11 protein-coding genes are annotated in these 14926 nt (G+C 69.1%); 7 read left to right on the plus strand and 4 right to left on the minus strand.

Annotation, left to right across the window (positions count from 1 at the left end):
* Positions 1-74: 74 nt before the first annotated feature.
* A complete protein-coding gene (gene nagZ, locus AB0J62_RS09455) occupies positions 75-1553 on the plus strand; it encodes a beta-N-acetylhexosaminidase (RefSeq protein ID WP_363866441.1) in 1479 nt (492 codons plus the stop codon).
* A gap of 6 nt (positions 1554-1559) precedes the next feature.
* Here nagZ and AB0J62_RS09460 read toward each other — a convergent pair whose 3' ends face one another.
* Positions 1560-2768, minus strand: a complete 1209-nt coding sequence (locus AB0J62_RS09460; protein WP_363866444.1) for an ROK family transcriptional regulator — start codon at positions 2766-2768, stop codon at positions 1560-1562.
* Between the two features lie 121 nt (positions 2769-2889).
* Here AB0J62_RS09460 and AB0J62_RS09465 point away from each other — a divergent pair, with 121 nt between their 5' ends.
* From AB0J62_RS09465 to AB0J62_RS09485, 5 genes are all read left to right on the plus strand, one after another.
* Positions 2890-4545 (plus strand): glycoside hydrolase family 13 protein, encoded by a 1656-nt coding sequence (locus tag AB0J62_RS09465; protein WP_363867738.1) that lies wholly within the window; start codon positions 2890-2892, stop codon positions 4543-4545.
* Between the two features lie 210 nt (positions 4546-4755).
* Positions 4756-5895 (plus strand): Nif3-like dinuclear metal center hexameric protein, encoded by a 1140-nt coding sequence (locus tag AB0J62_RS09470; protein ID WP_363866447.1) that lies wholly within the window; start codon positions 4756-4758, stop codon positions 5893-5895.
* 61 nt (positions 5896-5956) lie between these two features.
* Positions 5957-6670 carry a C4-type zinc ribbon domain-containing protein gene (locus AB0J62_RS09475; protein WP_363866452.1) on the plus strand — a complete coding sequence of 238 codons (714 nt, stop codon included), beginning with the start codon at positions 5957-5959 and terminating at the stop codon, positions 6668-6670.
* Positions 6667-7788, plus strand: coding sequence for a bifunctional RNase H/acid phosphatase (locus AB0J62_RS09480; RefSeq protein WP_363866455.1), 1122 nt, complete (start codon positions 6667-6669; stop codon positions 7786-7788). Before AB0J62_RS09475 ends, AB0J62_RS09480 begins: the two co-directional genes overlap by 4 nt.
* A 63-nt stretch (positions 7789-7851) precedes the next feature.
* Positions 7852-9285 carry an RNB domain-containing ribonuclease gene (locus AB0J62_RS09485; RefSeq protein WP_363866458.1) on the plus strand — a complete coding sequence of 478 codons (1434 nt, stop codon included), beginning with the start codon at positions 7852-7854 and terminating at the stop codon, positions 9283-9285.
* Here the strand turns inward: AB0J62_RS09485 and AB0J62_RS09490 are convergent.
* Positions 9274-9837: a TetR/AcrR family transcriptional regulator gene (locus AB0J62_RS09490; protein WP_363866461.1), complete on the minus strand. Its 564-nt coding sequence runs from the start codon at positions 9835-9837 to the stop codon at positions 9274-9276. The genes AB0J62_RS09485 and AB0J62_RS09490 overlap by 12 nt on opposite strands.
* A gap of 72 nt (positions 9838-9909) precedes the next feature.
* Between AB0J62_RS09490 and AB0J62_RS09495 the strand changes: the two genes are divergently transcribed.
* A complete protein-coding gene (locus tag AB0J62_RS09495; protein WP_363866464.1) occupies positions 9910-10386 on the plus strand; it encodes a GNAT family N-acetyltransferase in 477 nt (158 codons plus the stop codon).
* On the opposite strand, the gene AB0J62_RS09500 is transcribed toward AB0J62_RS09495, so the two are convergent.
* Together AB0J62_RS09500 and AB0J62_RS09505 are read right to left on the minus strand one after the other, a co-directional pair.
* Positions 10383-11528, minus strand: coding sequence for a hypothetical protein (locus AB0J62_RS09500; protein WP_363866467.1), 1146 nt, complete (start codon positions 11526-11528; stop codon positions 10383-10385). The genes AB0J62_RS09495 and AB0J62_RS09500 overlap by 4 nt on opposite strands.
* Before the next feature lie 84 nt (positions 11529-11612).
* The gene (locus AB0J62_RS09505; protein WP_363866470.1) at positions 11613-14807 is read right to left on the minus strand and encodes a S8 family serine peptidase; all 3195 of its coding nucleotides are present in this window, start codon (positions 14805-14807) and stop codon (positions 11613-11615) included.
* Positions 14808-14926: the final 119 nt, after the last annotated feature.

Below are 14926 nucleotides of genomic sequence, written 5' to 3' on the forward strand. Positions count from 1 at the left end.
CGTCCGAAGGCGGCTAATTATTAGCTGTCGGTGACGGGTGGCGCGCGAACCCCGCGGCAGGAGAGGGTTGGGGGATGAGTGATCAACTGGATCGGGACGCCGCCGGCTCGCTGGTCGTCGGCTTCAGTGGGACGACTGCCACCGACGAGCTCCGGCGGGCCGTCGCCGGTGGGCTCGGGGCGGTGATCCTGTTCACGCGCAACGTCGCGAACGCCGAGCAGGTGGCCGCGTTGACGGCCTCCCTACGGGCGGAGCGCCCGGACCTGATCGTTGCGATCGATCACGAAGGCGGTGAGTTCAGCCACCTCGCCCCGGCAAACCCGTGGCCGCTCGCCTCACCGCGCCTGCTCGGCGACCTGGACGACGTCGATCTGACCCGGGCCTCGGCCCGCGACGCCGCAGCGACGCTCGCTGCCCTCGGCATCGACCTGATGCTCGCACCGTCGGTCGACGTGAACAGCAACCCCGCGAATCCGATCATCTCCACCCGCTCGTTCGGCCGTACGGCGGACGTCGTCTCGCGGCACGGCGTCGCGTTCGTCGAGGGCGTCCACGAGGCGGGTATCGCAGCCTGCCCCAAGCACTTCCCGGGCCACGGCGACGTGGCAGTCGACTCGCACTCGGACCTCCCGCGGGTCGATCGCTCGATCGAGGAGGTCAAGGCGGTCGAGCTCGCGCCGTTCCAGGCGACCATCGCCGCGGGCGCCGACGTGGTGATGAGCGCGCACATCGTGTTCTCGGCGTACGACGACCAGCCGGCCACCCTCTCGCACCGCGTACTGACCGGACTGCTGCGCGAGGAGCTCGGCTTCACCGGAGTCATCACCACCGACGCGCTCGAGATGCAGGCGATCACCAAGAACCGGTCGATCGAGGACGCCGCCGTCGCGTCGATCGCCGCGGGCGCCGATCTCGCAATGATCGCCGTCGGTACTGCGGACCCCCACGCCCTGACCGCCCGGGTGGCCGACGCTGTGCGCGCCGGCGCGCTTCCGGCTGAGCGCATCGCCGATGCGGCTGCCCGGGTCCGCGCGCTGGCCACTTCTCTCGGCGGCCGCACCCGGCAGCCGGGTCTCGACGGTGCGCCGATCCGCGAGGTCGCCGCCCGCGTGGTAGCCAATCAGACGTTCCCCGCACTCGGCCCCGCGCCGTACGTCATCGACCTCACCCAGGGCCTGCATCCGGCCTGGAACCCGTACTTCTCCGGCCTCCCCGAGATCTTCACCCGCGTCGCTCCCGGCGCGGACGGCGTCGTACTGCGCGGCGAGCACCGCATGACCGACGCGGCCGAGCCGGGGAACGACGCGATCGCCAAGGCAGCTCAAGCCGCCGCCGGCCGCCCGCTGGTGATCGCCGTTCAGGACGCGGGCCGTACGCCGTGGATGCGCGAAGCGCTCGACCATCTCGTCCAGGGCCACCCGGAGAACGTCTTCGTCCTCTGCACAGGCATCCCCGAAGACCAGGCCGTCGTACCGGCCGGCGTCCCCTCGGCGACCACCTCCGGCCGCAACGTCATCGTCCTCGAGGCGGTCGCCAGAGAGCTGACCCGCTAGCCACGGTCAGCTCGGTCGGCAGCCCAGCTCGAGGTCGAGGGCGTGCTGTTCGACGTAGTTGAGGGCGTGGCGGACGGCGCCCACGGACACGATCGCGTCGCCGAGGGACGAGACGGCGACGCGTGGCGGTGTGCTGGTGTAGCCGGCCAGGTGCTTCTCGAGGTCGGGCAGCAGTGCGGCGGCGGCCTCGGCGACCGCGCCGCCGAGGACCACGAGCTCGGGGTTGAAGAGGATGCCGACGGTGGCGATCACCCGCGCGGTCCGCGCGGCGATGTCCTGAAGGATGCCTAGGGCAACTTCATCGCCATCGGCCGCCGCGCTGAACACCTGCTCGGCGGTCACCTCGCCGCCGTCGACCAGCTTGCGCAGCGACGTCTCGACGGACGGCTCGGCGACGGCCGCCGTCCCTTTCTCGCGAGCGATCCGCGCGATGCCGTGGGTGTCACCCACACCCTCGATCAGCTTGAGGAACACCATCTCGCCGGCGCCGCCGCGGCTCCCGTGCAGCAGTCGCCCGGAGTCCATCAGCCCGGACCCGAACCGCTCGCCGGCCAGCAGTACGACGAGGTCGTCGACGTTGCGCGCCCCGCCCCGCCAGTGCTCGCCGAGGGCGGCGAGGTTCGCGTCGTTCTCCAGCAGGACCGGCCAGCCGTGCAGCTCGGTCAGCCGCTTCGCCAGGTCGCCGTCGAAGCGCCGCCAGAACTCGTCGTCGACCAGGATGTTTCCGTCCCGGTCGACCGGCGCCGCGACGCCGACGCCTGCCACCAGCACCTGTTCGTTCGAGACCCCGGCGGACGCGAGCGCTTCGGTCACCGTCTCGTGCACGATCTCGGTCCGCTCGCCTGGCGTCTTCACATCCGCCGCGGGCCGGCCGGCCTTGGCGACGGTCTCGCCACGGAGATCCGAGACCAGCACGGTCGTCTTCGAGGCGCCGATGTCGATGCCGAGCACGTACCCCGCGCGGTTGTTGTACTCGAAGCGCCGCGACGGGCGGCCGACCGACGTACGGCCCGGATCGAGCTCGACCACCCAGCCCATCGAGATCAGGTCGTTGCAGACCGCGTGCACGGTCGCGCGGGTCAGACCGGTGGCCTCGATCAGGCCGGTGCCGGTCATCACCCGCGCGCGGGTGAGCACGCCTAGGACCTTGCCCGCGTTCACCCGGCGCAACATCGTCGGGGTGGCCGTCGGCGGGGTCGCCGGTGGTTTCGCCATGCTCCGCCTCCCGAGGAATAGCCACTTGACCTGTCGTCCTACCGACCGCAGAATACATGCAGATTCTAAATTTAGACCCTATATATAAACCCCGGGTTACCAACAGATTCCGAGTGAGGCGATCGTGACGAGTCCGCAGACGACCCCGACGGCCCGAACGGCTCAGTCCGACTGGTGGCGGCAGGCTGTCGTCTATCAGATCTACCCGCGCAGCTTCGCCGACGCCAACGGTGACGGCGTCGGCGACCTCCCGGGCATCATCAGTCGAGTCCCGTACCTGGTGGCGCTGGGGATCGACGCGGTCTGGCTGAGCCCGTTCTACCCGTCCGCGCTGGCCGACGGCGGGTACGACGTCGACGACTACCGCAACGTCGACCCGCGGCTCGGGACGCTGGACGACTTCGACCAGCTGATCGAGGCACTGCACGCCGAAGGCATCAAGCTGATCGTCGACATCGTCCCGAACCACACGTCCGACCGGCACGAGTGGTTCCTCGAGGCGCTCGAGGCGGCCAAGGGCGAGCCGGCCCGGGAGCGGTACATCTTCCGCGACGGCCCCGACGGCAGCGACCAGCCGCCGTCGGACTGGGAGTCGGTGTTCGGCGGTTCCGCCTGGGCGAAGACCGACGACGGCCAGTGGTACCTGCACATGTTCGCCGCCGAGCAGCCGGACCTGAACTGGCAGCACCCGGAGGTCCGCGCGGACTTCCTGGAGACGCTGAAGTTCTGGTCCGACCGTGGTGTCGACGGCTTCCGCGTCGACGTCGCGCACGCGCTGGTGAAGGACTTGTCCGAGCCGTTCCCGTCGAAGGCCACGCTGCCGCGGCAGTCGGAGTCGAACGGCAAGCACCCGTTGTGGGACCAGGACGGCGTCCACGAGATCTACCGCGACTGGCGCAACCTGCTGAACACCTACGACCCGCCGAAGTCGGCCGTGGCCGAGGCGTTCGTGCCGGCCGCCCGCCGGGCCCGGTACGCGAGCGCCGACGGGCTCGGGCAGGCGTTCAACTTCGACCTGCTGCAGGCCGACTTCGAGTACGAGAAGTTCCGCAAGGTGATCGAGGAGAACCTCGCGCTCGCGGAAGAGAACGGCTCGTCGTCGACGTGGGTGTTCTCGAACCACGACGTCGTCCGGCACGCCACGCGGTACGGCCTGCCGAAGAACCCGAAGGGCGGCTGGCAGGACGGTAAGGACTGGCTGCTGAGCAACGGCACCGAGCCGACGGTCGACGTCGCGCTCGGTCTGCGCCGGGCCCGCGCCGCGACGCTGCTGATGCTCGCGCTGCCCGGATCGGCGTACCTGTACCAGGGGGAGGAGCTCGGTCTGCAGGAGGTCGGCGAGCTGCCGGCCGCGAATCTGCAGGACCCGGCGTACTTCCGCTCCAAGGGCGCCGAGAAGGGCCGTGACGGCTGCCGGGTGCCGATCCCGTGGACCGTCGACGGGCTGTCGTTCGGCTTCGGTCCGGGCGGGTCCCACCTGCTGCAGCCGAAGTGGTTCGGGGCGTACTCCGTCCAGGCGCAGGAGGGCGACCCGGATTCGACGCTGAGCCTGTACCGCAAGGCCCTCGCCGTACGGCGTGGTCTGCGCACCGGCAACTCGCTGACGTGGGTCGACGGGACGGACTGGGTCCTGCATTTCACCCGCGACGGCGGCTGGCAAAGCATCACGAACTTCGGCGCGGCGCCGGTCGAGCTGCCCGACGCCGCGGTCGTGCTGTCCAGCGGTCCGCTCGAGGGCGACAAGCTGCCGAGCGATACGACCGCCTGGCTGATCTAGCCGGCGGTTTCCACAAACTCGTCCCGGTCAAGCCGTCGGCCCCTGTCGGCGGCCCTCCCCCTGTGACTGGGACGAACCGCCGGGGCGGGTGACGTGGTGGTTGCGGCGGGGCGGTCGCACCGCCACGCCCGGACCGGCGGAACTGGTTGTGGCGGGGGCACCGGGCGGCTGCCCCCGTCACAACCCAGTCAGGCCTGTCAGGATAAGCGCGTGACGACGCTTGCTGATGTGATCTCGGTGATGGACCGGCTGTACAACCCCGCGTGGGCGGAGTCGTGGGATGCGGTCGGCTTGGTGACCGGGGATCCGGACCAAGAGGTACGCCGGGTGTTGTTCGCAGTGGACCCGATGCGGGCCGTGGTGGACGAGGCGATCGAGGGCGGATTCGATCTGCTGGTCACGCATCATCCGTTGTTGCTGCGCGGTGTGAACAGTGTCGCGACGACCACGCCGAAGGGCCGGGTCATCAACGACCTGATCCGCGCCGGTGTCGCGCTGCATGTCTGTCACACCAACGCCGACAACGCCAACCCGGGAGTGAGCGACGCGCTCGCCGCCGCGATCGGGCTGCGCGCCACGCGGCCGTTGAAGGCGATGCCGGCCGACCCGATGGACAAGGTGGTCGTGTTCGTCCCGGTCGAAGAGACACAGGCGATGCTGGACGCGCTGGCGAAGGCAGGTGCGGGACACATCGGCGATTACGAGCGGGCCGCGTGGAGCGGTGCCGGCGAAGGGACGTTCCGGCCGCTCGAAGGCGCGAACCCGACGATCGGCAGCGTCGGCGATATCGAGGTCGTCCCGGAGAACCGCATCGAGATGATCCTGCCGCGCCGCAAGCGCCAGGCGGTCGCCGAGGCGCTGGTCGCGGCGCATTCCTACGAGGAACCGGCGTACGACTTCTACGAGCTGGCGGCGCTGCCGAGTGAGCGCGGTGGCGGCCGGATCGGCGTACTCGCGGAGCCGTTGCCGCTGGCCGACTTCGCCCGGCTGGTCGCGGAGAGCCTGCCGCGGACCGAGCACGGCGTTCGCGTCTCCGGCGATCCGGACCGGATGATCGAGACCGTCGCGGTGGTCGGGGGAGCGGGCGATTCGGAGTTCGACCGCGTCCGGTCCGCGGGCGTCGACGCCTACCTCACGGCGGACCTCCGGCACCATCCCGCCACCGAGGCGCGGGCGTACGGCGACCCGGCGCTGGTCGACGTCGCGCACTGGGCCAGTGAGTGGCCGTGGCTGGCGGACGCGGAGCGGCTCCTGCTCGACGGGCTGGCAGCACAAGGCAGTACCCAAGGCAGTACCGTGGACACTCACATCTCAACGCTCTGCACGGACGCATGGACCCTGCGAATCTGAGCGCGCCGCCACACTTCTGAAGGAGCCGACTCTGAACGCCGAGCCCGCCGTCCAACGCCGGTTGCTGGATCTGCAGGATCTCGACCTGCAGCTGGATCAGGTCGCGCACAAGCGCGCGTCGTTGCCCGAGCACCAGGCGCTGAAGGACCTGATCGCGGAGAAGTCCGTGGTCGACCGCGAGCTGGTCACCGCCGACACCGAGGTCAGTGATCTGCAGCGTGAGCAGAAGAAGGCCGACAGCGACGTCGAGCAGGTCCGCCAGCGCCGCGCGCGCAACCAGCAACGGCTCGACTCCGGCCAGGTCACCTCGCCGCGCGACCTGGAGAACCTGCAGCACGAGATCGGTTCGCTCGACCGCCGGATCTCCGACCTGGAGGACTCCGAGCTCGAGGTGATGGAGAAGCTGGAGGCCGCCGAGGTCGTGCAGGCCGACCTGCGGACCCGCGCCGAGGCGTTCGCCGGCCGCCAGGCCGAGCTGGAGACGGCCCGCGACGGAGCGCTCAAGGAGCTCGACGAGCAGCGCGCGCAGCTCGCTGACAAGCGCAAGGCCGTCGCTGCCGAACTGCCCGAGAACCTGCTCGCCCAGTACCAGCGGCTGCGTGAGCACAACGGCGGCATCGGCGCCGCGCCGCTGGTCGGCAAGCGCTGCATGGGCTGCCGGATGGAGCTCGCCCCGTCCGACCTCAACGCGATCAAGGCGGCCCCGCCGGACGCCGTACTGCGGTGTGAGGAGTGCGGCCGCATCCTCGTCCGTACGTCGGAGAGCGCGGCATGACGTATTCGCACGTCATCGTCGAGGCTGACGGTGGGTCGCGGGGCAATCCCGGACCGGCGGCGTACGGCGCTCTCGTGCGCGACCCGGCGACCGGCGAGGTGATCGCGCAGGAGGGGAAGACGCTCGGCATCACCACTAACAACGTCGCGGAGTACTCCGGGCTCGTCGCGGGGCTGCAATTGGCCGCGGAGTACGCGCCGGACGCCTCGATCGAGGTGCGGATGGACTCGAAACTGGTCATCGAGCAGATGGCCGGCCGGTGGAAGATCAAGCACCCGGACCTGAAGCCGCTGGCGATCAAGGCGCAGAGCCTCGCACCGTTCGGCACCGAGTGGACCTGGGTGCCGCGCGCGCAGAACTCGGCCGCCGACGCGCTCGCGAACAACGCGCTCGACGGCGTGCCGATCCCGTTGAAGCCGGAGGCCGCGGGACCGGGCCCGGCCGCGGTGCAGGAGCCGTCGGATCTGCAGAAGGCGTTGCAGGGTTGGGGTGCGCAGGCCGAGCCGCCGACGCAACTGATCTTCCTCCGGCACGGCGAGACGCCGCATACCGCGGAGAAGCGCTTCTCGGGTGCCGGCGGCGACGACCCGGCGTTGAGCGACACCGGTCGTGCGCAGGCCGCGGCAGCGGCGGAGTACCTGGCCCGGATCGGAGGGGTCGACGCGCTGGTGACTTCGCCGATGGTGCGCGCCCGGCAGACAGCCGACGCGGTAGCCGGCAAGCTCGGGCTCGAGCCGATCGTCGACGACGGCTGGATCGAGTGCTCGTTCGGCGACTGGGACGGGCACACGTTCGCCGAAGTCCAGCAGAAGTGGCCGGACGCGCTGAACGCCTGGCTGGACTCGACGTCGGTCGCCCCGCCCGGCGGCGAGTCGTTCGACGCGTGCGCGCGGCGGACGCGGTCGGCGCGGGACGGCCTGCTCGCCCGGCACCCGGGGAAGACGGTCGTCGTGGTGACCCACGTGACGCCGATCAAGCTGATGGTCCGATCGGTGCTCCAGGCCCCGATGTCGTCGATGTTCCGGATGGAACTGCGACCGGCGACCCTGACCGAGATCCATTGGTACGCCGACGGCCTGGCGTCACTGCGCTCCTTCAACGTGCAGCCCTCGCTCTAGGGCACGCTCTGACCGCTCCGCGCACCCGGCGTGGAGCCTTCAGGCATGCCCTAGTCTGACCTCATGCCGCTGCAGAGAGTTCACTTCGCCGAGGATGTTCCGGAGGTGTTCCGGGCGTCGTTGCAGGACATCCGTCGGGAGCAGGAGGTCCCGGCCGGCTTCCCGCCCGAGGTGACTGCGGCGGCCGTGGCAGCGGCGGCGAACGTGCGGTCGCCGAAGCTCGACCGGACCGACATCGAGTTCGTCACGATCGATCCGCCCGACTCGATGGACCTCGACCAGGCGCTGCACATCGAGCGGACCGCCAATGGTTACACCGTTCACTACGCGATCGCGGACGTGGCCGCGTTCGTCCAGGCCGGCGACCCGATCGACGTCGAGGCCCGCAAGCGCGGCGAGACGCTGTACGCACCCGACAAGCGCACGCCGCTGCATCCGCCGGAGCTGTCCGAGGGTGAAGCATCTTTGCTGCCCGATCAGGTCCGGCCCGCGCTGCTCTACACGATCACGGTCGACGCTCGTGGCGAAGGCACCGGTGTCGTGTGCGAGCGTGCGCTGGTGAAGTCGCGGGCCAAGCTCAACTACGCCGGCGTGCAGAAGGACCTCGACGCGGGTACGGCGTCCGAGTCGTTGCAGCTGCTCCGTGAGGTCGGGAAGCTCCGGGAGGAACGCGAACTGGAACGCGGCGGCGTCAACCTGCCGATCCCGGACCAGGAAGTCGTCACCTCCAACCACGGCTGGGGTCTGGAGTTCCGCGCCCCGCTGCCGGTCGAGGGCTGGAACGCGCAGATCTCCCTGCTGACCGGCATGGCCGCCGCGCAGCTGATGATGAAGGGCAAGATCGGCATCCTGCGCACGCTGCCCGAATCGCACGACGATCTCCGGCGCAAGCTCGGCAACACCGCCAAGGCGCTGGGGCTCGTCTGGCCGGACGAGACGACGTACGCCGAATTCATCCACGGACTCGACCCGAAGGTGCCTGCGCACGCGGCGATGCTCGCGGCCTGCACGGTGCTGTTCCGCGGCGCCGGGTACGTCGCGTTCGCGGGGAGCGTGCCGGCGTCACCGCAACACGCCGCGATGAAAGCGGAGTACGCGCATGTCACCGCGCCGTTGCGCCGGCTGGTGGACCGGTGGACGGGCGAGATCTGCGTCGCGCTCTCGGCGGGTACGGAGGTGCCGGCCTGGGTGCGCGAGTCGATGGACGAGATCCCGAAGCTGATGGACGACGCGGACCGGCGGGCGCATGCGTACGAGCGGTCGATCGTCAGCATGGTCGAGGCCGGGCTGGTCGCGGATCAGGTCGGGTCCGAATTCGACGGCGTGATCACCGAGGTCGACGAGCGGGAGAACAACCGCGGCATCGTCGCGCTGTCGGCGGTGGCGATCGAGGGTCGCGTGACCGGTAATGCGTTGCCGCTCGGCAAGCAGGTCCGCGTGAAGCTGGTCGAGGCCGACATCGCCAAGCGCACGGTCGCCTTCGAACTAGTCGGCTAGATAGTCCTCGAGAGCGGCGGTCGTCCGCTCCAGGTCGCCGGTCGCAAGCAGGTCGATCAACGCACCACGAAGCATCGCAAGTACGCCGGTGCGCCGAGCAGCTGAGTCGTCGGCGTTCGGATCCGGTTGCGTTGCCTTGAGCAACTCGAGCCAGTCGTCGACCGTCGAACGCGCGAAGTCCGCCCACGGCCCCTCCGGCGCGACCAGCGACCGCCCGTACGCCTCGACCCAGAACGTCATCAATGGCCGCCGCTCGGGCGCGCCCATCCAGCTCCACAGCTCCCGTGCGACCACGTCCAGCCCCGGTGGTACGTCGTGCTGCTGCTGGATCCGGCCGAGCAGCGCGAGTTCGTCGGCGCGGGCACGGGCGAGAAGGGCCCGGATCAGCCCGTCCTTGCTGTCGAACAGGAACAGCAGCACGCGCGGGCTCGACCCGATCGCCGTGGCCAGCGGGCGCAGCGACAGGTCGGCCAGCCCGTGCGTCAGCGAGTAGGCGTACGCACGCTCGAGCAGTTCCTGCTGGCGAGCGGAGGGACCATCTTTCGAATTCAACACTGTCTTTGTGGTCGGCACGGCGCTAGTATCTCGTACTGAAACAGTCGTGTCAGTAGATCGGGTGGACGAATGATCAGGAAGCTGGGGAAGCCGGGCGATCTCGGCTGGGTGGTGCAGGCGCACGCGGAGATTTACGCGGCGGAGTACGGCTGGAGTGCGCAGTACGAGGTGCTGATCGCGCAGATCGTGGCCGCGTACGCCTCCGATCACGACGACGAGCGCGAGGCGGTGTGGATCGCCGAGGTGGACGGGAAGCGGGCCGGGAGCATCTTCTGCGTCCGCGGGCCGGACGAGACGACGGCGCAGCTGCGGCTCCTGCTCGTGACGCCCGAGGCGCGTGGGCTGAAACTCGGCGCGGCGTTGGTCGATACCTGCTTGGAGTTTGCGCGCGGTGCCGGCTACAAGCGGATGGTGTTGTGGACCAACGATCCGTTGGTTGCCGCGCGCCACATCTACCTGTCGCGCGGGTTCCGGCTCACGGCGACCGAGCCGCACGAGATGTGGGGCGACGCGTTGGTTGGCCAGACCTACGAGTTGGATCTCTAGGTCCGGCAGGCGGGAGCGCCCGCCGACGGGGTCTTGTAGATCGCGTGCGACAGGAAGGTGTTGAGGTACCCGTTCGTGACGGTGAGGGCGTGGCGCGGGCCGACGGTGCCGAGCGGCAGGAACTTCCTGAGCGGATAGGCCAGGTAGTAGACGCCGTAGTCGGTGAAGTTGAAGTGCCGGCTGCCGGGGATCGTTGCGCACCAGGAAGTGTCGTTGCTTGCCTTGAGCAATGACAGCGCGCGGTTGCGGTCCGTGTCGTTCTTGGCGTCCGGGCCGCACACGCTGGTGATGCATGAGTCGTCCGCGCCGAGCAGCATGATCGGCGCCTTGACCCCCTTCGTCACCACGTCACCGAACTGGCTGCCGTCCAGGTCGACCGCGGCCGCACAGCGTTGATCCTGCCGGCAGGCTTCGAGCGACGCCGCTCCGCCGAACGAGTGACCGACGTACGACGGCCCGACTGCGGTGTCCACGGAGCCCGGGAGCTGCTTCGCGACCATGCCCGCGGCGAAGCGGGCGTCGGCCGACCAGACGGTGACGAGGTGATCGCCGACCTGTTGCGAGCCTTCGCTGCTGTCGCCGAGGTTGGGCGGGTTCGCTTCCGGTTTGCTCTCGACAGGCTGCCCGCCGAGCACGGTGAGGTTCGCGCTGTACGTCGGCGTGACGCCCGCGACCAGGTAACCGTGACTCGCGAGATCCTCCGCGATGGCGGCGTACATCGGAGCGGACAGACCCATGCCCGGCATCAGCACGACGACCGGGAAGCGGCCGGGTGCGACGGCGACCCGGTCGAGGGCGCGGTCCTGGAGGGTGTCGAACGGTCCCTGGAAGATCGAGATCGGTGACTTGAGGTGCAGGCCGTTCCATTCGCCCGGGGCGTACTGGACGCGGCGGCCGGTGGTCTCCTTCGCGACCGGGTACCAGAGCCAGACGGCGAGCTTGCGCGGTCCGTTCGTGTACGGGTCGCGGCGTGGCGTATCGGTCCACTCGAACGTCCGCCGGCCGACCTGGTACGTCCCGGTCGGCTCCGGCAGCGATACCGGTTCGGACCGCTGTACAAGCACCCAACCGAGGTACCCGGCGGCACCGAGCAGGACGATCAGCAGCAGGATCACGATCCCGGTCCGCACCCGTCTCCGCATGGCTCCAGTTTCTCATCGCGGCCGGGTCGAAACGGACTCCGACCCACGCGCGCCGCAGCACGCGTGGGTCGGAGTCCGGATTGTTCAGCTGACGGACTGGACGATCACATCCCCTGAACCGATCAGGACGTTCGCGTCCGTCCGGACCTCCACGTTGCCGTAGAGAACCCGCCCGGAAGCAGGTGCCGCGGTCGGCGTCACTGTCGCCGATGCGGTCCATTGCGCACCTGCTGCTCGCAGCGCGTTGGCGTCCGCCACCGCGATCGAGCCGTACGACGGATTGGCGAGCACATCGCGATAGTTGTACGTCGTCGACCCCGACGGCACCGCGAACCCGTCGACGAGGATGACCCAGATGCCCACCGCCGGGTTGTTCACCGTGACCGACTCCACCGCGGTACTGCCCGCACTCTGCGCTGTCAGCACGCAGGATCCGCTCGTGCAGTTGTACGCGAACAGATCGAGGTCGGCGTTGAGATCACTCGCGCCGCCGATCGCGGCCTTCAGCGAGGTCGTCCCCGGCGTCACGTTCACCTGGAACTGTTGCTGTGCGCCGTCCGTGATCGTCGGGGTGGCCAGCTTGGCGCTGCCCAGCGCCGTACCGACGGCCCTACCGGTGAACGGACCCTGCAGGTTCGTCATCGTGTACGAGCGGCTGATCGGCTGCCCGAGCGTGCCGCTGGCGATGACGTCAGGGTTCGGTGACACCGATGCCCCGAGCAGTGATGCCGTCAGCGTGTACGGCGTGTTCAGGAGGTCCGACGTACGCCGGGCCTCGACGGTGATCTCCCACACGCCGGGCAGCGGGTTGCTGACCGTACGGCTGAGCGGATCGCCGCCACAGTTCCCGCCGGGGACCGGTGGGCTGTAGCAGTACAGGCTGTCGGTCGTGCCACTCTCGCTCGGAAGCCCGTACGGGCTGAACCGGAGGAAGCGCGCCTGGCCCGTGCCCGGCGTCGCGTCCGGACCCGACAGATCGACCTTCAACGCCGTCACTCCCGCCGGTACCCGGAAAAAGTAGCTCGTCTTCTGGTTGCGGCCGATCGTGCCGCTGACCGTCTTCGACGGCGTCGCCGTCGACAGTTCGTTCGGCACCACGATCGTGTTCAGGGTCTGGAACTCGATCCCCGGTGAACTGGTGTCGTCGAACTGCAGCAGCGCCGAGTGTGCGCCGACGGATTTGGCCTTGACCAGAACCGGCAGCGAGACATCGGTGTTCAGCGGCAGCATGACGTTGCCCGCGGTGACGAACGTGCCGTCGCCGCTCAGCCACGACAGCTTGTACTTCACGGTCCCGGCCGGTCCGGACGTACGCCGCAACGTGTAGGTGCGGGTGTACTGCGTGCCGAGGACGACGCCCTCACGGTCGTTGATGCCGATACCGACACCAGGTGTCGCGAGGAAGCCGGACAGCGCCGTACTGACCGGAACCTTCGCGCTGATGGTGTCGGTCCGCGGGCTCTGCTTGAGCAGGTTCCACGCGGCGTTGACGTTGGCGAGGCCGTTGCCCTGCTCGTACGCGCTGTAGTCGGTGAGGAAGCGTGCCGACGAGAACAGCGACTTGCGCAGTTGCGCCGGCGTGACCGTGAGGCCGTTCGCCTTGGCGGCGCTGAGCAGGAGTGCGCCGGCGCCGGCCATCTGCGGCGACGCCATCGACGTACCTTGGAACATGCCGTAGCCCGGTGGCAGCGTGTACGTGCCGACGACCGGTTGGCCTGGTTGCCACGTCGGGACGGCCGATATCGCCGAACCCGGTGCGACGATCTCCGGCTTGAGCGCGCCGTCCTCGGCCGGGCCGCGGGACGAGAACGGGTGCAGGTTCTCGGCCGGACCGGTCTTGGAGCCGTAGTTGGCCAGCCAGGTCGCGCTGGTGATGTACGAACCGACGCTTACGACCTTCGTCGCCACGGCGGGGTCGCCGATGGTGTTCATGCCCGGGCCGCTGTTGCCGGCCGAGAAGAACATCTGAACGCCGTACGTGTCGATCAGCGAGTTGTACAGCTGGGCGCGGGCGTTGTTGCCGTCGTTCAGCGCCGGCAGGCCGCCGATCGACATGTTGATCGCGTCCACATGCGCCTCGGTGACCGCGTAGATCATGCCCTCGAGCAGCGCGTGGTTGGTGCAGCCCGCGATGAACAGGCAGACCCGGACCGAGACGAGCTTCGCGCCCGGTGCGGCGCCGCTCATCGAACTGCCGAGGAGCTTGTTGCCCGCCACGATGCCCGCGACGTGCGAACCGTGTGCACCGGAGACGATCCCGATGTTCACCACGTTGTCCGCCGGGTCGGTCTGGACGACGAACGGCATCGACTCCTTGATCGGCGTGGCCGGGTTGTCAGTGCCGAACGTCCCGATGTCGTAGTTGACCTTGTAGTCGGTCATTGCCTGGTCGTCGGCGAAGCTCTTGTTCTGGTTGGTGTCCACCCAGACGGTGTTGCTCGCCTGGTCCCACGCGACACCGAACGTGCCCACCGAACCCGCCGGGTTGCCGTCGCGGTTGACGTCGTTGCCGAGTTCGCCGCCCAGACGTGGGTCGCGCTCGTTGAAGACACCGAACTTGACGGTGCCGGCGCCCGAGGGTGCGGTGTAGTCGGCCGGCAGGGATCCGGTCATCTGGATCCAGGTCGGGTCGTTGTCGGTGTTCACGCCATTGGTGAAGGTCGGGTCCGTGTAGGTGACCCAGTCGACGATCTTGCGCTCACCGGTCGAGGTCGTGTTCAGCGCCGGGTGGCTCAGGTCCACGCCGGTGTCGAGGATGCCGACGGTGGTGCCGCGCCCGTCCCAGGTCGGGTGGGCGTTGACGAACTGCGCCGAGCCGATGTCGGCCGTCGGCATGTACGGGTTGACCCGCGGAGTCGTTGCCTTCGGCGGCGACTGCGGGATCGGATCCACGGTGCCCTCCGGCCGCGGGTCCTCGAGCGGGATCACGTCGTCGACGTCCGCCGCCTTGACGCCCAGGACGTTCGCGACGTCCTCCGCCTTGTCGATATTGATCTTGACCCGCAGGTAACCGATCGAGTCGGTGCGCTTCTCGACGGTCCCGCCGAGCTTCGCGACCTGCTTGGCGACCTCGTTGCTCTGGCCCTTGTCGGCGGCGACCAGCAGGGTGACCGTCTTCTGGCCCTTGGATCGCGCCTTCTGCAGCAACACCTTGTCGCTGTAGCCGAGATCCTTCTTCGGCCGCGGCGTATCGGCCGCGGCCGGCGTTACCCCGACCAGCGCCCCGACAAGGACCGCCGAAAGAGCGAGAACCCCGAATTTCCTGGTTCGAGACAGCATTGTCCGAATCCCCTCCCCATGACCCAGTACGCATGACTCGTTACAAGCTCGTGGACCCCTGAAGCACGGTCGCACCAAATCCCGTTCATCGCCAGACCTCGACGCCACTCAAATTTGCG

Source organism: Kribbella sp. NPDC049584 (genome assembly GCF_040675555.1).
Classification (GTDB): Bacteria; Actinomycetota; Actinomycetes; order Propionibacteriales; family Kribbellaceae; genus Kribbella.